The sequence below is a fragment of the Aggregatibacter sp. HMT-949 genome (genome assembly GCF_041734645.1).
Classification (GTDB): domain Bacteria; phylum Pseudomonadota; class Gammaproteobacteria; order Enterobacterales; family Pasteurellaceae; genus Rodentibacter.
Map to the genome: position 1 here is coordinate 107,655 of NZ_CP162010.1, position 23,946 is coordinate 131,600.

24 protein-coding genes, 4 tRNA genes and 1 pseudogene are annotated in these 23,946 nt (G+C 44.4%); 13 read left to right on the forward strand and 16 right to left on the reverse strand.

What is annotated here, in order from left to right:
* The first annotated feature begins 268 nt into the window (after positions 1 to 268).
* The 3 genes from hslV to hslU are packed head-to-tail and all read left to right on the forward strand — an operon-like array spanning position 269 to position 2,463.
* Positions 269 to 793 carry an ATP-dependent protease subunit HslV gene (hslV, locus tag AB3F25_RS00520; RefSeq protein WP_373603592.1) on the forward strand — a complete coding sequence of 175 codons (525 nt, stop codon included), beginning with the start codon at positions 269 to 271 and terminating at the stop codon, positions 791 to 793.
* Positions 793 to 1,110, forward strand: a complete 318-nt coding sequence (locus tag AB3F25_RS00525; protein ID WP_373603593.1) for a multidrug efflux SMR transporter — start codon at positions 793 to 795, stop codon at positions 1,108 to 1,110. Before hslV ends, AB3F25_RS00525 begins: the two co-directional genes overlap by 1 nt.
* An 18-nt stretch (positions 1,111 to 1,128) precedes the next feature.
* Positions 1,129 to 2,463 (forward strand): HslU--HslV peptidase ATPase subunit, encoded by a 1,335-nt coding sequence (hslU, locus tag AB3F25_RS00530; protein ID WP_373603594.1) that lies wholly within the window; start codon positions 1,129 to 1,131, stop codon positions 2,461 to 2,463.
* 94 nt (positions 2,464 to 2,557) lie between these two features.
* On the opposite strand, the gene glpC is transcribed toward hslU, so the two are convergent.
* Genes glpC through glpA form a run of 3 tightly spaced genes read right to left on the reverse strand, consistent with a single transcriptional unit; the run spans position 2,558 to position 6,811 of the window.
* Positions 2,558 to 3,838: an anaerobic glycerol-3-phosphate dehydrogenase subunit GlpC gene (gene glpC / locus AB3F25_RS00535; protein WP_373603595.1), complete on the reverse strand. Its 1,281-nt coding sequence runs from the start codon at positions 3,836 to 3,838 to the stop codon at positions 2,558 to 2,560.
* Between the two features lie 8 nt (positions 3,839 to 3,846).
* Positions 3,847 to 5,130, reverse strand: coding sequence for a glycerol-3-phosphate dehydrogenase subunit GlpB (glpB, locus tag AB3F25_RS00540; RefSeq protein WP_373603596.1), 1,284 nt, complete (start codon positions 5,128 to 5,130; stop codon positions 3,847 to 3,849).
* Positions 5,120 to 6,811, reverse strand: coding sequence for an anaerobic glycerol-3-phosphate dehydrogenase subunit A (gene glpA / locus AB3F25_RS00545; protein ID WP_373603597.1), 1,692 nt, complete (start codon positions 6,809 to 6,811; stop codon positions 5,120 to 5,122). The genes glpB and glpA overlap by 11 nt, the downstream gene beginning before the upstream one ends.
* 313 nt (positions 6,812 to 7,124) lie before the next feature.
* Between glpA and glpT the strand changes: the two genes are divergently transcribed.
* A complete protein-coding gene (glpT, locus tag AB3F25_RS00550) occupies positions 7,125 to 8,564 on the forward strand; it encodes a glycerol-3-phosphate transporter (RefSeq protein WP_373603598.1) in 1,440 nt (479 codons plus the stop codon).
* 242 nt (positions 8,565 to 8,806) lie between these two features.
* A complete protein-coding gene (locus AB3F25_RS00555) occupies positions 8,807 to 9,676 on the forward strand; it encodes a DMT family transporter (RefSeq protein ID WP_373603599.1) in 870 nt (289 codons plus the stop codon).
* Positions 9,677 to 9,679: 3 nt separating this feature from the next.
* Here the strand turns inward: AB3F25_RS00555 and AB3F25_RS00560 are convergent, their stop codons facing one another.
* On the reverse strand, positions 9,680 to 10,264 hold the full coding sequence (locus AB3F25_RS00560) for a Crp/Fnr family transcriptional regulator (RefSeq protein WP_373603600.1): 585 nt from the start codon (positions 10,262 to 10,264) through the stop codon (positions 9,680 to 9,682).
* 448 nt (positions 10,265 to 10,712) lie between these two features.
* A complete protein-coding gene (locus AB3F25_RS00565; RefSeq protein WP_373603601.1) occupies positions 10,713 to 11,534 on the reverse strand; it encodes a 5'-nucleotidase, lipoprotein e(P4) family in 822 nt (273 codons plus the stop codon).
* Positions 11,535 to 11,774: 240 nt separating this feature from the next.
* On the opposite strand from AB3F25_RS00565, the gene ftsB reads away from it, so the two are divergent.
* Genes ftsB through ispF form a run of 3 tightly spaced genes read left to right on the forward strand, consistent with a single transcriptional unit; the run spans position 11,775 to position 13,209 of the window.
* On the forward strand, positions 11,775 to 12,053 hold the full coding sequence (gene ftsB, locus AB3F25_RS00570) for a cell division protein FtsB (protein ID WP_373603602.1): 279 nt from the start codon (positions 11,775 to 11,777) through the stop codon (positions 12,051 to 12,053).
* Positions 12,053 to 12,736 carry a 2-C-methyl-D-erythritol 4-phosphate cytidylyltransferase gene (ispD, locus tag AB3F25_RS00575; protein WP_373603603.1) on the forward strand — a complete coding sequence of 228 codons (684 nt, stop codon included), beginning with the start codon at positions 12,053 to 12,055 and terminating at the stop codon, positions 12,734 to 12,736. Before ftsB ends, ispD begins: the two co-directional genes overlap by 1 nt.
* A complete protein-coding gene (gene ispF, locus AB3F25_RS00580; RefSeq protein ID WP_373603604.1) occupies positions 12,733 to 13,209 on the forward strand; it encodes a 2-C-methyl-D-erythritol 2,4-cyclodiphosphate synthase in 477 nt (158 codons plus the stop codon). The genes ispD and ispF overlap by 4 nt, the downstream gene beginning before the upstream one ends.
* A gap of 290 nt (positions 13,210 to 13,499) precedes the next feature.
* On the opposite strand, the gene tuf is transcribed toward ispF, so the two are convergent.
* The 5 genes from tuf to AB3F25_RS00605 form a co-directional block, all read right to left on the reverse strand.
* A complete protein-coding gene (tuf, locus tag AB3F25_RS00585; RefSeq protein WP_314885774.1) occupies positions 13,500 to 14,684 on the reverse strand; it encodes an elongation factor Tu in 1,185 nt (394 codons plus the stop codon).
* Between the two features lie 105 nt (positions 14,685 to 14,789).
* Positions 14,790 to 14,865 (reverse strand) — tRNA-Thr (locus tag AB3F25_RS00590).
* Between the two features lie 5 nt (positions 14,866 to 14,870).
* Positions 14,871 to 14,945: transfer RNA gene (locus AB3F25_RS00595), tRNA-Gly, on the reverse strand.
* A 41-nt stretch (positions 14,946 to 14,986) separates the two neighbouring features.
* A tRNA-Tyr gene (locus AB3F25_RS00600) sits at positions 14,987 to 15,071 on the reverse strand.
* A gap of 31 nt (positions 15,072 to 15,102) precedes the next feature.
* Positions 15,103 to 15,178: transfer RNA gene (locus tag AB3F25_RS00605), tRNA-Thr, on the reverse strand.
* A gap of 216 nt (positions 15,179 to 15,394) precedes the next feature.
* On the opposite strand from AB3F25_RS00605, the gene coaA reads away from it, so the two are divergent.
* Both coaA and AB3F25_RS00615 read left to right on the forward strand, forming a co-directional pair.
* Positions 15,395 to 16,330 carry a type I pantothenate kinase gene (coaA, locus tag AB3F25_RS00610; protein ID WP_373603605.1) on the forward strand — a complete coding sequence of 312 codons (936 nt, stop codon included), beginning with the start codon at positions 15,395 to 15,397 and terminating at the stop codon, positions 16,328 to 16,330.
* Between the two features lie 27 nt (positions 16,331 to 16,357).
* Positions 16,358 to 16,492: a hypothetical protein gene (locus AB3F25_RS00615; protein WP_373603606.1), complete on the forward strand. Its 135-nt coding sequence runs from the start codon at positions 16,358 to 16,360 to the stop codon at positions 16,490 to 16,492.
* Positions 16,493 to 16,505: 13 nt separating this feature from the next.
* Here the strand turns inward: AB3F25_RS00615 and dtd are convergent, their stop codons facing one another.
* From dtd to AB3F25_RS00635, 4 genes are read right to left on the reverse strand one after another with little or no spacing between them, the layout of a single operon-like run.
* Positions 16,506 to 16,940 (reverse strand): D-aminoacyl-tRNA deacylase, encoded by a 435-nt coding sequence (dtd, locus tag AB3F25_RS00620; protein ID WP_373603607.1) that lies wholly within the window; start codon positions 16,938 to 16,940, stop codon positions 16,506 to 16,508.
* Positions 16,894 to 17,775: a virulence factor BrkB family protein gene (locus tag AB3F25_RS00625; RefSeq protein ID WP_373603608.1), complete on the reverse strand. Its 882-nt coding sequence runs from the start codon at positions 17,773 to 17,775 to the stop codon at positions 16,894 to 16,896. Before AB3F25_RS00625 ends, dtd begins: the two co-directional genes overlap by 47 nt.
* The gene (locus tag AB3F25_RS00630; protein ID WP_373603609.1) at positions 17,772 to 18,269 is read right to left on the reverse strand and encodes a YchJ family protein; all 498 of its coding nucleotides are present in this window, start codon (positions 18,267 to 18,269) and stop codon (positions 17,772 to 17,774) included. The genes AB3F25_RS00625 and AB3F25_RS00630 overlap by 4 nt, the downstream gene beginning before the upstream one ends.
* On the reverse strand, positions 18,259 to 18,933 hold the full coding sequence (locus AB3F25_RS00635) for an MOSC domain-containing protein (protein WP_373603610.1): 675 nt from the start codon (positions 18,931 to 18,933) through the stop codon (positions 18,259 to 18,261). Before AB3F25_RS00635 ends, AB3F25_RS00630 begins: the two co-directional genes overlap by 11 nt.
* 116 nt (positions 18,934 to 19,049) lie before the next feature.
* Here AB3F25_RS00635 and AB3F25_RS00640 point away from each other — a divergent pair, with 116 nt between their 5' ends.
* The 3 genes and pseudogenes from AB3F25_RS00640 (at position 19,050) to AB3F25_RS00650 (ending at position 22,268) form a co-directional block, all read left to right on the forward strand.
* On the forward strand, positions 19,050 to 20,534 hold the full coding sequence (locus tag AB3F25_RS00640; RefSeq protein ID WP_373603611.1) for a helicase HerA-like C-terminal domain-containing protein: 1,485 nt from the start codon (positions 19,050 to 19,052) through the stop codon (positions 20,532 to 20,534).
* Positions 20,535 to 20,820: 286 nt separating this feature from the next.
* A pseudogene (udp, locus tag AB3F25_RS00645) lies at positions 20,821 to 21,578 on the forward strand (uridine phosphorylase).
* A 204-nt stretch (positions 21,579 to 21,782) separates the two neighbouring features.
* Positions 21,783 to 22,268 carry a hypothetical protein gene (locus AB3F25_RS00650; protein WP_373603612.1) on the forward strand — a complete coding sequence of 162 codons (486 nt, stop codon included), beginning with the start codon at positions 21,783 to 21,785 and terminating at the stop codon, positions 22,266 to 22,268.
* 51 nt (positions 22,269 to 22,319) lie between these two features.
* Here AB3F25_RS00650 and AB3F25_RS00655 read toward each other — a convergent pair whose 3' ends face one another.
* A complete protein-coding gene (locus tag AB3F25_RS00655) occupies positions 22,320 to 23,135 on the reverse strand; it encodes a shikimate 5-dehydrogenase (RefSeq protein ID WP_373603613.1) in 816 nt (271 codons plus the stop codon).
* Between the two features lie 9 nt (positions 23,136 to 23,144).
* Positions 23,145 to 23,942 (reverse strand): serine O-acetyltransferase, encoded by a 798-nt coding sequence (gene cysE, locus AB3F25_RS00660; protein ID WP_373603614.1) that lies wholly within the window; start codon positions 23,940 to 23,942, stop codon positions 23,145 to 23,147.
* Positions 23,943 to 23,946 lie beyond the last annotated feature (4 nt).

Here is a 23,946-nt window from a genome sequence, read left to right on the forward strand (position 1 = left end):
GAGCTTGGTAAAAAAACTTGCCGAGTCATTAATCGAGTGCCCCAAACAGCACCGCATTGAAGCCGTTCTCAATGCGGTGCTATTTCAATAGTTCGGCAATAATGTTGCAATGACTTACGCTTTGAAAAGGTTTCGAGGCGCTCAATGAGTGTAATTTTGATTTCGCGTAACAGGGCATATTGGGAGATTTTTTAATTGCCCAAATAGCTTGAATTTTTTTAATTCATCGCCATATAGCGGAAAATTTTCTTAAATAAAAGGATAAAAAATGACAACAATCGTAAGTGTCCGTCGCAACGGACAAGTCGTCGTTGGCGGCGATGGACAGGTTTCTTTAGGCAATACGGTGATGAAAGGTAACGCACGCAAAGTACGTCGTTTGTATAACGGCAAAGTGTTGGCGGGATTTGCCGGTGGTACGGCAGATGCTTTTACCTTATTTGAATTGTTTGAACGTAAATTAGAAATGCACCAAGGGCATTTGCTGAAAAGTGCGGTGGAATTGGCGAAAGATTGGCGCACCGACCGCGCGTTGCGTAAATTGGAAGCGATGCTAATCGTGGCGGACGAGAAAGAAAGTTTGATTATCACCGGTATCGGCGATGTAGTACAACCGGAGGAAGATCAGATTCTTGCCATTGGTTCCGGCGGCAACTACGCGTTATCTGCCGCCCGTGCTTTGGTGGAAAATACTGATTTATCGGCGCGTGAAATTGTGGAGAAATCGTTGAAAATCGCCGGTGAGATTTGCGTATTCACCAACACTAATTTCACTATTGAGGAATTACCTTAATGGCTTGGCTTTGCTTGATTTTTGCCGGTTTGCTGGAAATTGGTTGGCCGATTGGGTTGAAAATGGCAGATAATCCGGAGACGCGAATTTCCGGTATTGTGATTGCCGTAATATTTATGTTTGGTAGCGGGGTATTATTGTGGTTAGCGCAACGTACTATCCCGATAGGAACCGCTTATGGTGTATGGACAGGCATTGGTGCGGCGGGAGCCTTTATTGTTGGCGTGCTGTTCTATCAAGATCCGCTCACCTTTTGGCGGATCATTGGTGCATTATTAATTGTTAGTGGTGTTGTCGTTTTAAAAATGGCAGCCTAGTTATAGTAAGGAAAAATTATGTCTGAAATAACACCTCGTGAAATAGTTTCTGAATTAGATCAACATATCATTGGCCAAAGCGACGCCAAGCGCGCAGTGGCGATTGCTCTGAGAAACCGTTGGCGCAGAATGCAGTTGCAAGAGCCAATGCGCCATGAAGTGACCCCGAAAAATATTCTTATGATTGGGCCGACCGGCGTGGGGAAAACTGAAATTGCCCGTCGTTTGGCAAAATTAGCCAATGCACCGTTCATTAAAGTGGAAGCCACTAAATTTACCGAAGTAGGGTATGTGGGTAAAGAAGTGGATTCCATTATTCGAGATTTAACCGATGGTGCAATGAAATTGGTTCGCCAACAAGAAATTGCTAAAAATCGCGTTAAAGCGGAAGATGCAGCGGAGGAGCGTATTTTAGATGCGTTGCTGCCGCCGGCAAAAAATCAATGGGGCGAGGTGGAGAATCATGATAGCAACAGTAGTACACGTCAAGCTTTCCGCAAAAAATTACGGGAAGGACAGCTAGACGAGAAAGAAATCGAAATTGATGTTGCTGCTGGTGTATCTATGGGGGTGGAAATTATGGCGCCTCCAGGCATGGAAGAAATGACTAGCCAGTTGCAATCCATATTTCAAAATCTCGGCAGTGAAAAAACTAAAAAACGTAAAATGAAAATTAAGGATGCTCTTAAAACCTTAATTGACGATGAAGCCGCGAAGTTGATTAACCCGGAAGAATTGAAACAAAAAGCCATTGATGCAGTGGAACAAAACGGCATCGTGTTTATCGACGAAATCGACAAAATCTGTAAAAAAGGCGAATATAGCGGTGCAGATGTGTCGCGCGAAGGCGTGCAACGAGACTTGTTGCCGTTGGTAGAGGGTTCTACCGTCAATACCAAGCACGGTATGGTAAAAACCGATCATATTCTGTTTATTGCCTCCGGTGCGTTTCAAGTGGCGCGTCCGTCTGATTTGATTCCGGAATTACAAGGGCGTCTGCCGATTCGTGTGGAGCTTTCCGCACTCACCGCTGAGGATTTTGAGCGTATTCTCACCGAGCCAAATGCCTCTTTGACCGAGCAATATAAAGCCTTAATGGCCACGGAAGGTGTGAATATCGAATTTACTCAAGATGCAATCAAGAAAATCGCCGAGGCGGCATTCCGCGTCAATGAGAAAACCGAAAATATCGGTGCGCGCCGTTTGCATACGGTGATGGAGCGCTTGATGGATAAAATATCTTTCAATGCCAGTGATATGGACGAACAAACCGTCAGCATTGATGCATCGTATGTCAGCGAAGCGCTCGGCGATGTGATCGAGAACGAAGACTTAAGTCGCTTTATTCTTTAAAATTCAATTTGTGCTAAACCTTAAGTATTATCTTCAGGTATTTTTGAGGGAATAATCTAATCCGCACTTTTAAGTGCGGATTGTTATTTTGAATTTATGCTTCCATTGACATACAAAGCAAGGTCAATGGGTGAATACAAGTCACATTCGATGACATATCAATTTGCCATTTACAAGTTTGGCATTCGGAAATGACGTAGTCAAACCCGCCTTCGTTGATGTTATCGAATAAGGTTTTACCGATGGCTTGTGACACATCGTAATTTTCTGCCTTGAAGCCGTAAGTTCCGGCAATACCACAGCATTGTGACGGTAGCATCACTAATTCTAACCCTGGTATTTGTTTCAACACTTCCAACGTGTAAGGCGCCCAGCCGGCTTTATCCACGTGACACGCGGTGTGGTATGCCACACGCAACTTAAGCGGTTTGAGCGGTAGGGTTTTGCCTTCTTTGAAAAGTTGGTACAAGAAAGGCGTTACCATATGAATATGCGGGCGCACTTTAGCGTTATCGATACCCAAAACATGATGATATTCATCACGTAAATTGAGCGAACAACTGGAGGCTTCGCTAATCACATCTAAGCCATTTTCATCCACCATTTTGCCAATATAATCAGTGTTGAATTGCGCAATGTTGCGTGCGCGTTCAGGGAAGCCGTTCACCATTAACGGCAAGCCACAACATTTTTCCTTTTCAAGCAACATCACGCCGATATTCATGGCGTTGAATACTTTCAAAAATTCTTTGCCAAGCTGCGGATTGTTGTAGTTTACGTAACAGCCGTGATAATACGCCACTTTACGGTGAAATTTTTGTTGGTCTTTTAACGCATTTTTCATATACCAGCTGCGGAACGTGCCAAAAGCATATTTTGGCAGTGTACGTTCTTTGCTGATTTTAAGCGTTTTTTCCAACATAAATTTGGTGGCTTTTAAACTCGTAATAGTGTTTACAATTGGCGCTAGTGGCGAGTTGATTTTACCCATTACATCCGTGTTACTTAAAATCGCATCACGCAATTTGTTCATTAATGGTTTCTTCGCCTGCGCCAAGTGATTATTACGGGCGCGTACGATTAAGTCACCGATTTTTACATCAGACGGACAAGCCACCTCACAGCGTTTGCAGTTAGTGCAATATTTAAGGGCGTCATCGTAAAGCTCGGCGGATTTTAAACGTAAACGCTCACCGTCAGGGCCGGATTGTTTCGGGCCCGGATAAAGCGGATTATTGCGCGAAACCGGACAAACGGCGGTACAAGCAGTACATTTAATGCAGCTTTCAAAACTTTCATCAATGTATTTGTGACTTGCCGGGGAGTTGAGCGAGCGCTTTGCGCTTTCGATTAATCGTTGAATGTTCGTATCCATATCGCCCCCTATTTCGCTAAAATTTCATCAGCCACTGCCAACGCAGTCACCACTGCCACGCCCGAGCCGCAGCCGAGCTCAAGGGCATTAAAACCGCCGATCACATTACCTGTAGCATATAAATTCGCTAAAAATTGACCGCACTTTTGCACTTGGCAATGTTCGTTGATTGCCACGCCTGCCGATTGATAAGGCTGCGGATTCGCGAATCGGTGATTTGTCCAACTGAAGCGATCTTTGTCGTTGAAGCCTTCCACGCCGATAATGTCGGATTCAAACACCGGTTCATAAATTTTATCGAACTCGGACACCAAGCCTTTACTGAAGAAACTGCCGGCTGCCAAGACGAAATTGTCCGCGATGATTTCTTCATCTTCTAATAAACGGGTTTTAATACAATGTACTCGGTCGCCTTCAAAATGCGCGTTAAGTGCACTGTCTCCGTTAATCATTAAACCGCCGAGCGATTCAAATTTACGGCGTAATTGAATGCGTTGACGCATACCGAGCAAAGACGGCGGCAATGTTGGCAATTCAAATAAGGCGAGTTTTGTCGCGTCGCGCAATGCATTCATAAATTCTTGATTTTCCAAACCGAAGCACGCCGGTAAGAGCACCGCATTGGCGCCTTGTGCCGACTCGATGATTTCGCTGACTAAATCATTAAACGCTAACTTATGTTCTAATAATTGCGCAATATTCACACTGCGGAACTCACGCGCGTTTTGGCGAAGTTCATCTAATTGCGGAATATTTAAGAATCCGCTCGTCACTTCACAATGGGCGAATTGCGGATTAAGTACTAAATTCGCGGCTAGCAGTTGCGGTTGGAAATCGTGATAACCTTCAATGCCCAGCACTGCAATGCGTTTGTGCGGAAAGGTTTCGTTACCTTGCACGGTCGGTACGCTGTTCGGTGAAAGCCACGCGCCACGTAGACTACCAAGACCGGTCACTCGCCAGTGATTTTTTTCGCTGGAGCCGATTAAATCTAAATTGAGCGCATTGGCTAAGCGTTCAAAATCTTGCGCTTTGGCAATCACTTTTTCCGCACCTAATAAACTATAAGGGTGCGCCGGTAATGCGGTGCGAAGTGCGGTCAAATTTTCGTTGATATTTTCAACCGCACTTCCATCCGGCATACGGCTTAACAGATCAAGAGAGCCGGAAGCGAAGTCGATGGCTGCTTGGCCGTTATTAATAATCACGCAACGTTTGCCGCGTTGTTGAAGGGCAATGCCGCAAGTTAAACCGGCAAGACCACCGCCGATAATGGCTACATCAAAATTCATTGCTATCCGTCCCCTGTTGCGCTTGTGTCTCAAGCGGTTTCACATCATTCAAGCCCAATACGCTGCCGTACATCCAAGAAGTAAACTCGGCTTCACGAATGGCTTCGCCCCAAGCAATCGGCTCAATGCCGCGCCAGCGTTCTTCCATAAAGGCGGAAAGTTGGGTGGTAGATTGACGTGGTGTGGCGACTTCAAAACGGTTCATCAAACCGGCAGCACGGCAAGCACAAAGTTCTGCTTGGCAAGTGCCCATGCCCACGCGGGTGCGGCGGCGTAAATCCACAAGATTGTTGACATCCAATTCATCCACCGCATAGCGCACTTCACCGGCAGTCACCGCTTCACATTCGCACACCATGGAACGATCCAAGCGTTCTTTATCTAACAAACGAGTGGCGCGTGAACCGTGGCGATATACCGCAGAATAGCGAATGGTGCTAGGGAGAGAAATGACTTTCTGATTGGTTTCTTGACGGCTTTCGGTGGAACCCGGAAGCGGTTGATCCGCCGTCACGCAAGTCGCGGTTTTATTAAGTTTTTTACAAACTAAGTTTGTTGCCCACTCAGCCATTAGGCGGTAAGTCATTAATTTACCACCGGTGATGGTAATGAAACCGTCTAAACCGTCACGTTCTGCGTGGTCGAGAAGCACGATACCGCGGCTCACATTACGCCCGGATGGGTCATCATCGCTCGCCACCAACGGGCGTACGCCTGCATAAGCGCGAAGCACGCGGGTATGGCGCAAACTTGGTGCCAATTTTTCCCCTTCGCGGAACAGAATATCCACTTCTTCCGGTGTCACTTCCATATTGTCAATTTGATCGTAAGGAATGCGACTGGATGTGGTGCCGATAACACAAATAGTATCGCCCGGCACGAGAATATCTGCATCTGCCGGTTTACGACAGCGGTTAATAACCAATTTATTAATGCGGTGCCCCATGACGAGCAGAGCGCCTTTGGCCGGGAACATTTTAATTTTGAGATCGGCGTATTCCGCAATGCCTTGCCCCCAAATACCGCCCGCATTCACGACTAACGGCGCAAAGAATTGGCGTTCGGCTTTGTTTTTGTGATCGTACACGTTCACACCGATGACTTTGCCGCCTTCACGAATTAAATTTTTCACTTCGCAATAGGTAAACATTTTCGCGCCATTTTCGACGGCATCCATCATATTGGAAGCCGTTAAACGGAATGGGTCGATAGAGCCGTCCGGTACGACCACCGCACCGACTAAATCCGGATTGACGGAAGGCTCCATAATTTTGGCTAAATCAGGATCAATCGCTTGTGCATCAATACCGGATTTGGCACAGCTCTCAAGGAAGGTTTTTTGATAGTCCAGCGAATCTTCAGGCAACGTAATAAACAAGCCTTCTGTTTCATCCACGCAGTGGCGCGCGATTTTGCGCAAAATGCGGTTTTCTTTAATACATTCTTCCGCGGATTCTTGATCGTTCACTGCATAACGCGCACCGCTATGCAATAAACCGTGATTACGACCGGTGGCGCCGGTGGCGATGTCGCGACGCTCCAGTAAAATACAATCAATGCCACGAAGCGCACAATCGCGTGCAATTCCCGCACCCGTTGCGCCACCACCGATGATAATCACATCCGTTGAGAGTGGTGAAAGATCACCCGCATCTCGATATAAATTAGGCGATAATCCCATGTTTACCCCCAAAGCCCACTATATTTAATTTAAAATCTTATAGTTAAAAACGATACCATAAAAATTATGGGCATTTTATTGAAGTCTGTTTAAATTAACAACGTTTTGAGCGAAAAAGAAAATATTTTTGTGATATGCCTCACAAAATATTTTCGCATTCGCTCATTAAGTCGTTTTTTTGTGAATTAAATCACATTTTTTGATAAATCCGCTTTTTTATTTTTAATTTTCTTTTATTATGCACTCCTATTTTTATATTCTTTGAATAACAACAAAGAACTCACCATAAAAACTAATAAATTGGAGAAAAGTTATGTTTGGACCATTTAAACCCGCCCCGCATATTGCGGAATTACCGGCGGAAAAAATTGATTCCACGTATAAACGCCTACGTTGGCAGGTGTTCGCAGGGATCTTCTTTGGTTATGCCGCTTACTATTTTGTTCGTGCAAACTTTGACTTAGCGCAACCAGGTTTAATTCAAGCCGGCCTTTATACTAAAGCAGAACTTGGTGTCATCGGTTCAGCGGCCGGTCTTGCCTACGGTTTATCAAAATTTGTGATGGCAGGGATGTCAGACCGTTCTAACCCGCGTGTATTCTTACCATTCGGTTTATTACTCTCCGGTTTATGTATGACCTTAATGGGCTTATTCCCATGGGCGACTTCCGGCATTGCAATTATGTGGGTGATGATCTTCTTAAACGGTTGGTTCCAAGGTATGGGTTGGCCTCCATGTGGCCGTACCATGGTTCACTGGTGGTCTAAATCCGAACGCGGTACTATCGTGTCAATTTGGAATACAGCGCACAATATCGGCGGTATGATGCCGGGTGCGATGGTATTATTGGCAAGTGCAATCTTCTTCAGTACTCACGGTATTGAAGCGCAAGCGAAAGACATCTGGCAACAATCTTTGTACTATCCTGGTATTGCTGCGATGATCTGCGCCATTCCGGTGTACTTCGTTATGCGCGATACTCCGCAATCTTGTGGTTTACCGTCCATCGAAAAATGGCGTAATGACTATCCTGATGACTATAACGAAAAAACTTATGAAAACGACTTAACTGCAAAAGAAATTTTCATTACTTATGTATTAAAAAACAAATTGTTATGGTACATCGCAATTGCTAACGTGTTCGTTTATTTAATCCGCTACGGCGTATTGAAATGGTCTCCGGTTTATTTAAGTGAAGTAAAACACTTCAATATCAAAGGTACCGCATGGGCATACACCATTTATGAATTAGCGGCGGTTCCCGGTACATTACTTTGTGGTTGGGTATCTGACCATTTATTCAAAGGAAAACGTGGTTTAACAGGTTTTATCTTTATGATCTTAACTACTGTAGCAGTGGCAGCATATTGGATGAATCCGGCTACACCTGAAGCTGAGTTAGCAAACTACAGCGCATGGTATGAAAACCCATATCAATTAACCGACTTCGTATTAATGACCCTAATCGGTTTCTTAATCTATGGTCCTGTAATGTTAATTGGTTTACATGCGCTTGAATTAGCGCCGAAAAAAGCAGCAGGTACTGCAGCAGGCTTCACCGGTTTATTCGGTTACTTAGGTGGTACCGTATCTGCATCAGCGGTTATCGGTTGGGCTGCACAACACTACGGTTGGGACGGCGGTTTCTACGTCATGATCGGCGGTGGTATTTTAGCTATTATCTTACTCTTCATCGTAATGATTGAAGAAGGTAAACATAAAGCAAAAATTGGCGATACCTACGGTAAATAAGGAATCGGTTTAGTGGCGGCAAGCAAAAGCTTGCCGCTTTTTTTTTGTATCAATGCCTTGTTGCAACAGAGTGAACTTCGTTTTAAGCACCGCATTGAAAACAACATTTTAAATAATATCTCGCCGGTTTTTCTTATGATGCACGATTAAGGTGATATCGCATCGAACGAAATCATTTTCTGTTCATCAAAAAGTTCATTGAAATTCAGACCAAATACCGCTTCGTATTTCTAGAAAGACTTATGCAAAATCAACCCGCCAACACGCTTTATCATAAAGCCATTATTTTTATGATTTCCGCGTATTTCAGTATTACTCTGATGAACGCGTTCGTCAAAATTGCCTCTTCCACGATGCCGGCTAGCGAAACTTTGTTTTCGCGTTTTTTGCTCGGCTTACTGTTTTTATTGCCGTTTATGATTAAAGATCGCGATTTCAAAGTGGAAATCCGCCAATGGAAATTTCTGTTATTGCGCAACTTGGCGGGGGTGGCAAGTATGTTGCTTAACTTTTATATCGTCGCATTCTTACCGCTCTCGATTAGCGTATTGTTAATTAACACTTCAACACTGTTTATCCCGCTCTTACTGCTATTCTTTCGCCAAAAAACACCGCTTAATGTGCTGGCTTGCAGCTTAATCGGCTTTTTCGGCGTATCAATGATCTTACTCGCTAATCATAACGGCAGCGTCGAGCCGTTTTACGTGTTTGTCGGCTTAGGCGGTGCGGTGCTCTCAGCAATGGCATTCATCAGCCTACAAGAACTTAATAAGCACAATTCACCGAAAAACATCGTATTTTATTTTCACTTAATCGGTACTTTACTTTTGCCGATATTTTTCATTCACCAATGGAAAATGCCTGACTTACGCGAATTCGGCCTACTGCTATTAATCGGCGGCTTTGGCTTAATTTTTCAACTGTTATTAACCCGCGCTTTCCGACATGCGCCGGCGAATGTTATCACGCCCTTTGCCTTTACCGGCGTAATTTTCTCAAGTGTGTTTGATTGGTTACTGTGGGATAACGCGCCAACCCTTTCTTTTTGGTTTGGCGCTGTGGTGATTATTGCATCGGTGACGCTACTGGCTCGAATGCGGTCCTCAAAATGAGGTTTAGCTGTTCATACGAAGATGGCGATTGGATTTATCCAAAATACCTTTTTTCTTCAACTCGCGGCTAATACGGATTGCGGTTTCCGTTTCACAACCACAGAATTCCGCCACTTCGCGATACGTCCAAGGATAATCGGGATAACTTTCCGTTAGATTAGCGATGGCCTCCGCTACACGATCGTAACTGCGTTTATGGGCAGTTTTGGTTAAACGATGCTCGGCATCATATAATTCGCCGGCTAACTGTTTAATCAAATATTGGGAAAATTGAGAATTATCCGCAATAAAACGCGCTTGCGATGTAGGTTGAATACGCGTAACAACTGCTTCTTGCAATACGCGGGCGCTGCAGTGATAGGTTGTATCGCTAAATAACGTACGAAAGCCAAAATATTGCTTCGCGTGATACAGGCGAATAAGTGTTTCTTTGCCGTTCTCAAGCCCATGATAAAGACCGACTAGGCCGCTTTGAAGAAAATAAAAAACCTGAGTGCGTTCGCCTTGAGAATAAATAACACTATTTCGTTCAAGGGTTTTACTTTCCGAAACGAGGCAGTGTGTTAATTGCTGAGGTAAATAAAGCATAATACAATCCTTCTGATGTCATTTGCTTTACTATACAAATTCAATTGGTAATCTGCCACGGGCAAGATGTAAAAGTGTTAACTTCGTAACAAAATAACATTTATTAAATAAATATTGATTTAATAAAAAATATTTCACTCTAGGTAAAAATAAAATTTACTGATTTAAATTATCCTAAGGCAATATAACGATCGATTGAAATCTTCGCTCACTTGAGATGTTGATGATTCAAAACAGGCTTTATCTATATGAATACGGACGGGAAATTCAGTAATTCTGTTTATCTCAATCGTCGAATGGACTAAAGCGAAGGCACGCCTCATCAGGTTTCAATGCGGTGCTGGTGGCGAAGGTCAATGACGGGCCAATAAAAAGGCCAAGCTCCGTAGAATAAGGAACTCGGCCCTTTAATTAAATCCGTCTATCAATTGTTTTTAGCCAAGCGAGGCTATTTGCCGTCCCAAGCTTGAATCGCATCCAAACGCGCTTTGATTTTATCCTGTGTATCGCCTTTGAAGTAATCTTTTTTCAAACCACCTTCCCAGCCGCCATAATTCGCATTAGGTAATACGATATAAGTTTTGCCGAATTTCGCTTGGTTTTTTGCTGCGAAATCACGGCGTTCCGCATTTAATTTGCCATACACTGCATCACCAAAATCATCTAAATTATCGCCCACATAAAGCACGATTTCGTAACCTTGTTTTTCGATCTCGGCAAAACGCGCCGCTTTGGCAGATTTGTCTTTTTTCAGGTAAAGCGCCGACTCATCTACACCGTTGAAGCCTAAGCGTTTCATATCATCGATGGTACCGGCTTTTTCTGTGCTGTCTTTACGGTTAGTGACGTAGAACACTTTACCTTTGTGGGAATTGACATAATTGTTAAATTCCACCGCACCCGGCACCGCGCGAGACTGACGTGCATCAACCCAACGGGTCCAGTCTTGGCCGTCGAAAGGCTTATTATTTTTAACTTGCCAACCCGCATAAGGGCTGTTGTCTAACATCGTTTCGTCTAAATCCACAACCACAGCCTTTTTCTTACCTTTTGTTACTTTGGCATGATCAAAGGCCACTTTGGCCGCATTGTAGGCTTGATACGCTAACGCTTGATATTCACCGGAATCTTGCATCCAGTTTAAACCGAGCACGGCTTGCTGTTGTAATTGCATATTGGCATGCTCTTGCGGATCCATTTTGTGTGCGCAACCCGCTAAAACAAAGACAGAAATCGCTGTCAAGGCAGTCAATTTTAACGTTTTTTTCATGGTGTTTTCCTCTATCGAAACAAAATAAAACGCAAAAAGTATAACAAGACATTTTGTCGCTTTTCTAGTTTTTTGCCGAAATTTTTCGGCATTATTCGTTAATTTCACTAGATTTGTGATTAAGATCACAATCAGTCAAATTTGACTAAAAAACTCGTGAAAATCAACCGTACTTTTCCATCGCCTTTCATACCGTTTCAAGCTAAACTATAGACACTTTTAAGTTATACCGAGTAAATTATGCGATTATTTACAGCAATATTAATTGGAATTCTCGCGCTATTTCAATATGATTTTTGGTTCGGCAAAAACGGTTATTTAGATTATAAAGAAGTCGCTGCCAAAATTATCGAAAATAAAACTGAAAATGAAAGACTTATGCAACGAAATCAAATGGTTTCGGCAGAAATTCAAGGGTTGACTAAAGGGTTTGAGTCCATCGAAGAGCGCGCCAGAATGCAGTATGACATGGTGAAGGAGCACGAAATTTTCTATCACATTGTAAAAGAGCACAAATAATGTCTCGAAAAATCATCGCTATTATTCCGGCCGCTGGCGTGGGATCTCGTATGCAAGCCGATAAACCTAAGCAATATTTAACGATTCTAGGCAAAACCGTTTTGCAACACACGTTAGAGATTATGCTTTCCCATCCTGCGATTTCTCGTGTGATTGTAGCGCTCGGCAAAAACGATCCTTACGCGGCTGAACTTGCTGTACTTTTTCACCCGAAAATTCAACTTGTAGAAGGGGGCGCAACGCGTGCAGAGTCCGTTTTAAGCGCCTTGAATGCGGTGTCGGAAGAGCATGTTTGGGCGCTTGTGCACGATGCGGCAAGACCTTGTTTAACAACACCGGATTTGGATAAGCTGTTGGCAACGACGGATGAAAACGGTGCCATTTTAGCGGTTCCGGTAACAGATACTGTTAAACGTGCAAATATCGCTGGCAATATTATTGCGACGGAAGATCGTTCACAACTTTGGCAAGCGCAAACGCCACAATTTTTTCCGCTGGATTTACTGAAAAACGCCCTAAATACAGGGGTGCGACAAAGACTCACCATTACTGACGAAGCATCAGCCATGGAATTTGCCGGATTTCAACCACATTTAGTGATGGGACGACGCGATAATATCAAGATCACAAGACCGGAAGATTTGGCTTTAGCGGAGTTTTACTTAACAAGGAAAATATTATGATAAGAATCGGACACGGCTTTGATGTTCACGCATTTGGTGAAGATCGTCCGCTCATCATCGGTGGCGTAGAAGTGCCTTACCATACTGGGTTTATTGCCCACTCCGATGGTGATGTCGCATTGCATGCCTTAACGGATGCATTGTTGGGCGCGGCGGCATTGGGAGATATCGGTAAACTGTTTCCGGATACGGATATGCGATACAAAAACGTGGATAGCCGAGAGCTACTTCGTGAAGCATTTCGTCAAGTGCGGGCCAAAGGTTATAAAGTGGGGAATATAGATGTAACGATTATTGCACAAGCGCCGAAAATGCGTTCGCACATTGATGATATGCGTGGCGTCATTGCAACGGATTTACAATGCGATATTGAATCGGTAAATATAAAAGCAACAACAACAGAAAAGTTAGGTTTTACCGGAAGAAGTGAGGGGATTGCCTGTGAAGCTGTTGCACTTCTTATAAAACAATGAAAACGAGAAATTATGTAGTTGTTGCACAAGGCCTAAATGACCTCACAAAATAGCACCGCATTGAAACGACTTTCAATGCGGTGCTATTTTTATAATGCAAATTCATATTTCGTTCGAATGGTTTTGTATTTGCTACATAATGCCATAAAAACGCATAAAAACGATTTCTACATGAATAAATTGAACTATTATTCTGTAATTATTCCTGTTTTGGCTACTATATTGATTTATTTTAGGTAAACAAAAAGGCGACTCTTTCAAGTCGCCTTTTTAGTTAATTTATCAAATAATTATTTGATGATTTTCGCAACCACGCCGGCGCCTACTGTGCGACCACCTTCACGGATAGCGAAACGTAAACCTTGGTCCATCGCGATTGGGTGGATTAAGGATACAGTCATTTTGATGTTATCGCCAGGCATAACCATTTCCACACCTTCAGGTAACTCGATAGTACCGGTTACGTCAGTGGTACGGAAATAGAATTGTGGACGGTAACCTTTGAAGAATGGAGTATGACGACCACCTTCTTCCTTAGATAATACGTACACTTCAGATTCGAAATCAGTGTGCGGAGTGATTGAACCCGGTTTTGCCAATACTTGACCACGTTCGATTTCTTCACGTTTTGTACCACGTAATAATGCACCGATATTTTCACCTGCACGACCTTCGTCAAGTAATTTACGGAACATTTCAACACCGGTTACGGTTGTTTTCGCAGTTGGTTTGATACCTACGATTTCAACTTCATCACCGGTACGAATAATACCGCGCTCTACACGACCTGTTACTACAGTACCACGACCGGAGATAGAGAACACGTCTTCAATTGGAAGAAGGAACGGTTGGTCGATAGCACGTTCAGGTTCTGGGATATAAGTATCTAAGTGGCTTGCTAATTCAAGGATTTTTTCTTCCCATTCAGCAACACCGTTTAATGCTTGTAGTGCAGAACCACGTACGATTGGAGTATCGTCACCCGGGAAGTCATATTGAGAAAGAAGTTCACGAACTTCCATTTCAACTAATTCTAATAACTCTTCATCATCTACCATGTCGCATTTGTTTAAGAATACGATGATGTACGGAACACCTACTTGGCGACCTAATAAGATGTGTTCACGAGTTTGTGGCATAGGACCATCAGTTGCTGCTACTACAAGAATAGCACCATCCATTTGCGCCGCACCGGTAATCATGTTTTTAACATAGTCGGCGTGTCCCGGACAGTCTACGTGTGCGTAGTGACGAGTTGGGGTGTCATATTCTACGTGGGATGTGTTAATGGTGATACCACGCGCTTTTTCTTCAGGCGCATTATCAATTTGGTCGAATGCACGAGCTGCACCACCATAGTGTTTTGCCAATACAGTAGTGATTGCTGCTGTTAAAGTTGTTTTACCGTGGTCAACGTGGCCGATTGTACCCACGTTAACGTGCGGTTTTGTACGTTCAAATTTTTCTTTAGACATTTAAAGAGATCCTCTAAATAGACACGGTTATCGATGGGTAAATTAAACCACATTAACCAATAAAATTTTTTGATTTTAATATAAAAGGAAGAGAATTTTTGAGGCTGGTGCTGATAGGCGGATTTGAACCGCCGACCTCACCCTTACCAAGGGTGCGCTCTACCAACTGAGCTATATCAGCGTTTGTGGAGCGGGCAGCGGGAATCGAACCCGCATCATTAGCTTGGAAGGCTAAGGTAATAGCCATTATACGATGCCCGCAAGTCCTAAATTCGTCTGTCCCATCAGATTCATCTAAAAGATGGTGGAGGGAGAAGGATTCGAACCTTCGAAGGCTGAGCCAACAGATTTACAGTCTGCCCCCTTTGGCCGCTCGGGAACCCCTCCACACTAAATGAATACTTAATTTACGTAAGAATGGTGCCGACTATCGGAATCGAACTGATGACCTACTGATTACAAGTCAGTTGCTCTACCTACTGAGCTAAGTCGGCGTCGTAAATAAGTGAGGCGTATTATATGTAAAAAAGTTTAGCTGACAAGTCTTTTTTCTAAAAAAAACTGTTTTTTTCGTTATTCGCCTAATTTACAAGCAAAATCATTATTTTTGAGTTGTTATTTTCGACAAATATTAAGAAAAACAATGCACGGCTGCCCTTTATAAGGTATATTTTTCCCCTAACGATTTTCAGTAATTCACCTAATCAAACGTGGTATTCTCAAACCAACTCACTCCATTTTTAAGCTTTAGCCGTGAACAATGGGCGGACTTAAGAAAATCGGTGCCGTTAAAACTCACCGAACAAGATCTCAAGCCTTTATTAGGCTTTAACGAAGCGCTCTCGCTAAATGAAGTGAGTACAATCTATTTACCTCTCACTCGTTTGATTAATTATTACATTGAAGAAAATCTCCGTCGCCAAACGGTACTCAATCGTTTTCTTGGCGTACAAAATCCGAAAGTTCCTTATATTATCGGCATCGCCGGCAGTGTTGCGGTAGGTAAAAGCACTTCGGCGAGGATTTTGCAATCGTTGCTCTCGCATTGGCCGAATGAACGAAAAGTCGATCTTATTACCACCGACGGTTTCCTCCATCCGTTGCAAAAACTTAAGCAAGATAATTTACTGCACAAGAAAGGTTTTCCTGTTTCTTATGACACGGCAAAATTAATTCGCTTTTTGGCTGAAATCAAATCCGGCAAAGAAAAAGTGCAAGCGCCGATTTATTCCCATTTAACCTACGATATCGTTCCGCACGAATTTACCGAGATCAAGCAGCCCGATATTCTGATTCTAGAGGGGCTGAATGTGTTACAAACCGCGGGTAATAACAGCAATCAAACCTTTGTTTCCGATTTTGTGGATTTTTCCATTTATGTGGATGCGCAAGAGGTGTTGTTAAAAGAATGGTATATCAAACGCTTCTTGAAATTTCGCCAAAGCGCCTTTAGCGATCCAAATTCCTACTTCAAACATTACGCCAAACTGTCTGAACAAGAAGCGATTGCCACAGCCGCTAGTATTTGGGAAAACATTAACGGCCTGAATTTGCGCGAAAATATCTTGCCGACGCGCGAACGTGCCGATTTGATTTTAACCAAAGGCGCCGACCACGCCGTTGAATTGATTAAATTGCGCAAGTAAAGCGGTCGCTTTCGTTATTTCTTTATCATGGATTTCATTCCGGTCGTTTACGGCCTGACCGTACGGCACCGCATTCGATTGTTTGAGATGAAAATGCACTTCTTGTCGCCGAATGCTTTGGTGCGCTTCCAATGCGGTGCTGAAAAGCAACTTGAACGATAGCGCCGTTATATCGTTACGATGTTAACCAGAATGTCACCGGGCCGTCATTGGTCAGACTGACTTGCATATCAGCGGCGAAACGGCCGTTCGCCACGCGAATTTTTTTTGCGCATCGTTGCGAAAAGTAGTCGTATAATTCGTTGGCAAGAGCCGGTGCCGCGCCTTTTGAAAAGCTCGGGCGCAAGCCTTTTTGCGTATCGGCGGCCAGCGTAAATTGCGATACGACCAGTAATTCACCGCCCGCTTGTTGTACATTAAGATTCATCTTATTGTGTTCATCGCCGAAAATACGGTAATTCAACACTTTTTCCGCTAATTTATCCGCTTTTGTATAATTATCTTCTTTTTCTACACCGAGTAATACCAACAAGCCTTTGCCGATTTGTCCGACGATTTCACCGTCAATTTCCACTTTGGCTTGGGTCACGCGCTGAATTAATGCAATCATATTGTTTCTCTATATTCGTTTGATTTTCCAAGTGTATTTTTCCCGGTTTCGTTTCTGCCAGTACAGCCGCCAGTTGTGCGCCGAGCAACACGAACATCCAGCTTAGTTGAATCCATAACAACATAATTGGTAAGGTCGCCATGGCGCCGTAAATCAATTGATAGGACGGAAACGTCGCGATATACCAAGCAAACGCCTGTTTGCCTAAAGTGAAAAACAGCGCTGCAATCAAGGCGCCGGCAGCGGAATGTTTGATGCTGACTTTTTTATTCGGCACCACCATATAAATCACGGTGAAAATAAACCAAGTAGACAAAAACGGCACCAAACCGAGCAACTTCAGGCCGAAGGATAAATGTTCGGCGCTTGTAAGCATCGCCTTCACATACGCGCTCGCCGCAATGCTGGCACCGATAAGCAAAGGGCCAAGGGTTAAAATCAGCCAGTAAATGGCGAATGAGGTAAAAATCGGGCGACTGTCGGTGCCTTGCCAAATGCCATTGAGCGTACGATCGATAGAATTCATCAACATTAATGCCACAGCGATGAGACTTACGATACCCACCGCACTCATTTTTTTAGAATTGTTCACAAATTCATCGATATATCGCCCGACCACATCGCCGGCGGAAGGTGCAAAATTGGCGAAAATAAATTCTTTCAGTGCATCGGTCACTTCGTTAAACACCGGAAAGGCAGAAAAAATGGAAAATACCACCATAATCAATGGCACAATGGCCAACATGGTGCTGTAAGTAAGCGCACCGGCGGCTTGCGAGAGTTTGTTTTGTTTGAAGCGCAAGTAAAAACGTTGTAAAAACGAACTTAATTTCATAACCATGCCCCGCAACAATGTTTGAATTTTTTGCGAGAACCGCAAATGCAAGGTTGTTTCATTGTCGGTAGCGTTACGGTGGGATCCACAAAGTACCAACGTTCATTCATTTTCACAAAAATCGAACGTTCATGATGCGATTGTTCGCCCTCTTTTCCTCCTTTAACTTCTTTAAAAAGGGCGTTAAATTCCACTGCGCAATGACTTTTTGTTAAGGCTTCCGTGCGCAAAATTTGTAGGCCGAGCCATTGTGTCGTCTCCGCCCAATTTTTCAACGCCGCAATGTCGAGCAAAGTTTGTTGGGCGGGCACGGTAGTTTCTACAATATAAGAAATATTTTTCAGCGCGTAGGCGCAATAACGGGAGCGCATCAGTTGCTCGCCGGTTGTAGGTTGCGCTTGATGCGTATGAAATAAGCCACAACAAGTGCGGTAATCCTTGCCTGATTGACAAGGGCAAAGGGAGCTAAAAAATTCGCTCGAATTAGGCCGCATTTTTAATTTCCTGAATTTTGCTTAATTGTGAATTTAATGAACGTTTAAATGCCGGCGCCAATTCCTCGACGGCAAGGGCTTGTTCCAATTCTTCCGTAGTCGGTTTGCCTGACAACAAGCCATTCAAATGACGAATGGTCAATTGCGGATAAGGACGACATTGCAAAATCATTTCGTCGCCTTTCGTGATTTCGCCCGTTTCAATTACACGCACATACCAACCCGTCCAACCGGACTGATGCACGATTTTTTGAGTGTTTTCATTTTCGGTATTTTTCGATAAGCGCTCACAAGGCTTACGCGGTTGCGACACTTCCAATACGGCCGAACCGATTTTAAAGCGATCGCCCACGCACACGGAATCCTCGTCAAAGCCCGACACCACAAAATTTTCTCCGTAAATTGCCGTGCCGTGGTAAGTAAAATTTTCGCCAAGCAATTCGTTTAATGCGGAAAAAGATACATCAGACATAAAAAATAGCGCTTTGTCCGGCCCACCGTGGTGCTTTTTTAAGCCCACATCATTGCCGACCGCGCCACACTCATGGATCAGCACCGCATTGACCGGCCGTTTGCGAATCGCACTTTCATACATCGAACCGTCCGCAAAAGTGAGTTGCTCGACTTCCCCAATTTTTATCATCAAAATTTTTGCTTTGGACATTTCAAACTCCTAATAAAACGTACGGAATTATACCCGAAAACCTCTTATTTTTGACCGTAATTGGTTTTTTCCTTATTATTCCTTACGCCAAAAAACACAAATAGCAAGGAACATTTATGCAATACGATCTTGCCCGTAACGAACTGGGGCACACGCTCGGAATTACCGCCAAAATGGCTAACCGTCACGGCTTAATCGCCGGTGCCACCGGCACCGGTAAAACCGTCACCTTACGTAAAATGGCGGAAGCTTTCAGTGATGACGGCGTACCGGTATTTTTAGTGGATGTGAAAGGCGACCTTTCCGGCTTGGTACGACCGGGTACCATGCAAGGTAAAATCGCCGAACGCATCGAACAATTCAATTTAGGTGGCGAAAGCTATTTAAGCGGTTATCCCGTATCGTTCTGGGATGTATTCGGCGAAAGTGGCATTCCGCTACGCACCACCATTTCCGAAATGGGGCCATTGTTACTTTCCCGTTTATTAAATTTAAATGCCACTCAAGAAGGCTTGCTCAACCTTGTATTCCGCGTTGCCGATGACAAAGGTTTATTGCTTATTGACTTAAAAGATTTGCGCGCCATGTTGAAGTATGTGGCGGAAAATGCCAAAGCTTTCCAAGTGGAATACGGCAATGTGTCCGCCGCCAGCGTGGGTGCCATTCAACGCGCTTTATTAACGCTGGAAAATGAAGGTGCGGCAAATTTATTCGGTGAACCGGCACTGAATCTGGAAGATTGGTTACAAACCCGTGACGGCCGCGGCATCATTAATGTGCTTAATTCGGAAAAATTAATTAACTCTCCGCGCATGTACAGCGCGTTCTTGCTTTGGTTAATGGCGGAATTATTTGAACAACTACCGGAAGTAGGCGATCCCGACAAACCGAAATTCGTGATGTTCTTCGATGAAGCCCATTTGCTGTTTGACGGTGCGCCAAGCGTATTGGTAGATAAAGTGGAACAGGTTGTGCGCTTAATTCGTTCCAAAGGCGTGGGCATTTATTTCGTCACGCAAAATCCGCTGGATTTGCCGGATACCGTGCTCGGCCAGCTTGGCAACCGTGTGCAGCACGCTTTACGCGCTTTTACGCCGCGCGATCAAAAAGCGGTGAAATCAGCGGCGGATACGTTCCGTTCCAATCCTAAAGTGAATGTGATGGAAGCCATTTCCACCCTTGGCGTGGGGCAGGCGCTGGTTTCTTTCTTAGATGAAAAAGGCATGCCGACACCGGTCGAAATTGCCTCTATTTTTCCGCCAAAAAGCCAATTGGCGCCGATTAGCGTCGAACAGCGCGCCGCTTGGGTGAAAGACGACGATTTGTACGCGTTCTATAAAGATTATGTGGATAACGAATCGGCATTTGAAGTGTTAAACACACAGGCGGATTTAACTGCCGAGCAACAAAAACAGGCGCAAGAAGACAACGGTCTTTTCGGCAGCCTCAGCCGTATACTTTTCGGTCCGCAAAAACGCGGCGAAAAACTTAGCCCTACGGAACAAATAGTGAACAGCGTGGCAAAATCGGTAGGGCGCAACATTCGTAATGAGGTAACAAAGCAGATTATGCGGGGAATTTTAGGTGCCCTGAAAAAGTAGGCATCGCTTCATTGGGTTTCGTCCGACGGCATTGTTGTTCTAAAAATTTCATTCTCGTTCAGGCAATTTACACAGTAGATTTATCGGCGCGTGATTTAAGCGTGCCTTCTGGCACCGCATTGAACCCTTGTCAGATAAGGCTCCAATGCGGTGCTAAATAAGAGGTTCACCCAAACGCAAAAAAGGAGCGGCGGTTTAGTCGGAGGCGCTTTCCTTTGCTACTTTCTTTTGTGTGAGCAAAAGAAAAGACTACGATCTCAAACAAAACGACAATAGGGAGACGACTATGTCAGATGTATTCCACCTTAATCTCACCAAATCTCAACTCAAAGGAGCTACACTCGCTATTGTGCCGGGCGATCCGGCGCGTAGCGAACGCATCGCGAAACGACTTGATAATCCCGAATTTCTTGCCAGCACGCGTGAATTTACCTCTTGGCTGGGGTATTTGAACGGACAGGCGGTCGTCGTGTGTTCCACCGGTATCGGCGGGCCGTCTACTTCCATTTGCGTGGAGGAGTTGGCGCAACTTGGCGTGCGTACGTTCTTGCGTATTGGTACCACCGGTGCGATTCAGCCGCATATTAATGTGGGCGATATTTTGATTACCACCGGGGCGGTACGTTTAGATGGTGCAAGTCGCCATTTTGCGCCGATCGAATATCCGGCGGTGGCGAATTTTGAATGCACTACGGCGCTGTTCAATGCGGTGCTGGAAAAGGGCTCAAGCCTTTTGTCGGTATTACGGCATCTTCCGATACTTTCTATCCGGGCCAAGAACGTTACGATACTTATAGCGGCAAAGTTTATCGCGATTACCAAGGCCTACTTAAACAATGGCAAGAACTGAATGTGATGAACTATGAAATGGAATCGGCGACGTTGTTCACAATGTGTAATGCGCTCGGTTTGCGCGCGGGCATGGTGGCGGGCGTGATTGTCAACCGCACTCAACAAGAAATACCGAATGAATCAACGATGAAAGAGACGGAAGAAAAAGCGGTTTCCGTCGTGGTCGAGGCGGCGAGAAAATTGCTCTCATAATTGAAAAGACGAAATTATGTAGCAAGTGCACAAACCGTTTAAATTAAGCATAAACGATAGCACCGCATTGAAAGCGGCTCCAATGCGGTGCTATTTGGTAGGGGTAATTTCAACATTTGTAACTGCGATATAATTTCGGGGAAAGGCGTTCTTAACCGTTTAAAAACGCCTAATATTTGGCTTTATCGGAAAATTTAATAGCTTATGAAAACTGTAAAAATACTCCTATCTTGCTTTTGTTGCATTCTGGCAACCGCCTGTGAAAGTCCGCGCCACCCGCTTCCCGAACCTTATGTGGCTGTTAAGGGGCAACCTTATTATTGGGAAATTGATGGAGATCGTGTTTTTAATTGCTTCATCCTTAGCTCAACAAAGGGGCATGGATACCAAACCAGAAATGATCCGTGCCGATTTACGCATGACGGTAATTTCAACGCAACTGATTTGAAAGGCGTCGGCTTTTTATTAGACGGCGCGGTTATCATGGAATCCTCTGTGCCGTTGTGGGGACCTTTCGGCCCGTTTTCTTCATATGATAAAAGAATCGACTTTCCCGTCGTTATTCGAGTAGTCGAACAAGATGATCCTATATTGAAGAAATGTAGCCGAGTGGATTACCGACAAGTGAAAGCAGGCTACGATTATCCGAAAAACGCTGTGGCTTACGATTGCAGTAAAAATCGCCGCTAATTTTCGCCCGCGCTATCGTAAGCTCAAAACAGGCTCAAAATTCACCGCACATTATGCATTGTTTCTCGCATATTCCGCGGCTTCAGCAATGAGTTCTTCGGTTGGTCTTTTGCCGGTGTAAAGTTCAAATTGTTCGACCGCTTGTAAGACGATAACTTCCGCACCGGAGATCGTTTGTTTTCCTAAGGCTCGGGCAGTTTTAATTAGTGGGGTGTCAGCGGGCAGGGCAACCACGTCGAAAGCGGTTTTCGCTTGGCGGATCATGGCTTCGGGGAAAGCAAGTTCAAATTCATCTTTGCCACCCTGCATGCCGATTGGTGTAACGTTAATCAGAATATCGGCGGTTTGATTGACGAGGGTGTTGATGTAATCGTAGTTGTAAAGCGCGCTCAAGTGTTTACCGGTTTTTTCATTGCGGGCGAAGATTTTGACTTTTTCAAAACCGGAATTTTTAAATGCCGCCGCCACCGCCTTCGCCATGCCACCGCTGCCTTGTATGATTACAGAAGCGTTTTGATCGAGTTGATATTTTTCAATAAGTTTAACGATGGCGATGTAATCAGTATTATAGGAGCGTAAAAATCCATTGTCGTTGACGATGGTGTTGACGGATTCGATAGCTTGGGCAGAGGCGGAGATTTCGTCTAAAAACGGCATGCAACTTTCTTTGAACGGCATGGACACGGCACAACCACGAATCCCTAACGCCCGCACGCCTTTCACTGCATGTTCGATATCGTCGGTAGTGAAGGCTTTATAAATGAAATTTAAGCCGAGTTTTTGGTAAAGATAGTTGTGAAATCGCGTGCCGAAATTACCGGGACGACCGGACAGAGAGATGCAGAGTCGGGTGTCTTTGTTGAGCATTTTATTTCCTTAGATATTTAAATTTATTCCATCATCAATAAAATATTGATTCATATCGAATGCCGGTTTGGCGCCTTTGTCTTGTCCTACAACACGGGCGGGGACACCGGCAGCGGTGGCGTGTTCGAGAACCGATTGGAGTACTACGGAATTGGCGCCGATTTTGGCGTATTTGCCCACTTCGATATTGCCAAGAATTTTAGCGCCGGCGCCGATCATCACGCCTTCACGTACTTTTGGATGACGATCGCCGGATTCTTTGCCGGTACCGCCCAAGGTGACACCTTGTAAAATTGATACATCATTTTCAATTACCGAGGTTTCGCCTACCACGATACCGGTGGCGTGATCGAACATAATGCCGTGGCCGATTTTAGCGGCGGGATGAATGTCCACATCAAAAGCAACAGAAATTTGATTTTGCAAATACAGGGCAAGGGCTTTTCGATTTTGTTGCCATAAATAATGGGTGATGCGATAGCTTTGAATCGCATGAAAACCTTTTAAATACAATAACGGTGTTGACCACAATTCCACCGCCGGGTCACGCTGGCGCACCGCGCGAATATCATAGGCGGCGCAATCGATAATTTTCGGATCAGCGCTATAGGCTTCCTCGATAATCTCACGTAAAGAAATCGCCGGCATAATCGGATTGGCAAGTTTGTTGGCGAGCAAGTAACTTAAAGCGCTACCAAGATTTTGATGTTTTAAAATAGTCGAGTGAAAAAAGCTGGCGAGCATCGGCTCGCACTCCGCTAATGCTTTTGCTTCTTGACGAATATGTCGCCATACTTCTAACGTCATTTTT

Bases quoted from the DNA above. Each gene is read 5' to 3' on its own strand.
- AB3F25_RS00525 (WP_373603593.1), top strand. From the start codon at position 793: ATGGCTTGGCTTTGCTTGATTTTTGCCGGTTTGCTGGAAATTGGTTGG.
- AB3F25_RS00615 (WP_373603606.1), top strand. From the start codon at position 16,358: ATGGATTTCATTCCGGTCGTTTACGGCCTGACCGTACGGCACCGCATT.
- AB3F25_RS00555 (WP_373603599.1), top strand. From the start codon at position 8,807: ATGCAAAATCAACCCGCCAACACGCTTTATCATAAAGCCATTATTTTT.
- ispF (WP_373603604.1), top strand. From the start codon at position 12,733: ATGATAAGAATCGGACACGGCTTTGATGTTCACGCATTTGGTGAAGAT.
- AB3F25_RS00635 (WP_373603610.1), bottom strand. From the start codon at position 18,933: ATGTCCAAAGCAAAAATTTTGATGATAAAAATTGGGGAAGTCGAGCAA.
- AB3F25_RS00630 (WP_373603609.1), bottom strand. From the start codon at position 18,269: ATGCGGCCTAATTCGAGCGAATTTTTTAGCTCCCTTTGCCCTTGTCAA.
- AB3F25_RS00560 (WP_373603600.1), bottom strand. From the start codon at position 10,264: ATGCTTTATTTACCTCAGCAATTAACACACTGCCTCGTTTCGGAAAGT.
- cysE (WP_373603614.1), bottom strand. From the start codon at position 23,942: ATGACGTTAGAAGTATGGCGACATATTCGTCAAGAAGCAAAAGCATTA.
- dtd (WP_373603607.1), bottom strand. From the start codon at position 16,940: ATGATTGCATTAATTCAGCGCGTGACCCAAGCCAAAGTGGAAATTGAC.
- AB3F25_RS00650 (WP_373603612.1), top strand. From the start codon at position 21,783: ATGAAAACTGTAAAAATACTCCTATCTTGCTTTTGTTGCATTCTGGCA.
- AB3F25_RS00625 (WP_373603608.1), bottom strand. From the start codon at position 17,775: ATGAAATTAAGTTCGTTTTTACAACGTTTTTACTTGCGCTTCAAACAA.
- AB3F25_RS00565 (WP_373603601.1), bottom strand. From the start codon at position 11,534: ATGAAAAAAACGTTAAAATTGACTGCCTTGACAGCGATTTCTGTCTTT.
- AB3F25_RS00655 (WP_373603613.1), bottom strand. From the start codon at position 23,135: ATGCTCAACAAAGACACCCGACTCTGCATCTCTCTGTCCGGTCGTCCC.
- ispD (WP_373603603.1), top strand. From the start codon at position 12,053: ATGTCTCGAAAAATCATCGCTATTATTCCGGCCGCTGGCGTGGGATCT.
- glpT (WP_373603598.1), top strand. From the start codon at position 7,125: ATGTTTGGACCATTTAAACCCGCCCCGCATATTGCGGAATTACCGGCG.
- tuf (WP_314885774.1), bottom strand. From the start codon at position 14,684: ATGTCTAAAGAAAAATTTGAACGTACAAAACCGCACGTTAACGTGGGT.
- glpA (WP_373603597.1), bottom strand. From the start codon at position 6,811: ATGGGATTATCGCCTAATTTATATCGAGATGCGGGTGATCTTTCACCA.
- hslV (WP_373603592.1), top strand. From the start codon at position 269: ATGACAACAATCGTAAGTGTCCGTCGCAACGGACAAGTCGTCGTTGGC.
- hslU (WP_373603594.1), top strand. From the start codon at position 1,129: ATGTCTGAAATAACACCTCGTGAAATAGTTTCTGAATTAGATCAACAT.
- glpB (WP_373603596.1), bottom strand. From the start codon at position 5,130: ATGAATTTTGATGTAGCCATTATCGGCGGTGGTCTTGCCGGTTTAACT.
- AB3F25_RS00640 (WP_373603611.1), top strand. From the start codon at position 19,050: ATGCAATACGATCTTGCCCGTAACGAACTGGGGCACACGCTCGGAATT.
- ftsB (WP_373603602.1), top strand. From the start codon at position 11,775: ATGCGATTATTTACAGCAATATTAATTGGAATTCTCGCGCTATTTCAA.
- glpC (WP_373603595.1), bottom strand. From the start codon at position 3,838: ATGGATACGAACATTCAACGATTAATCGAAAGCGCAAAGCGCTCGCTC.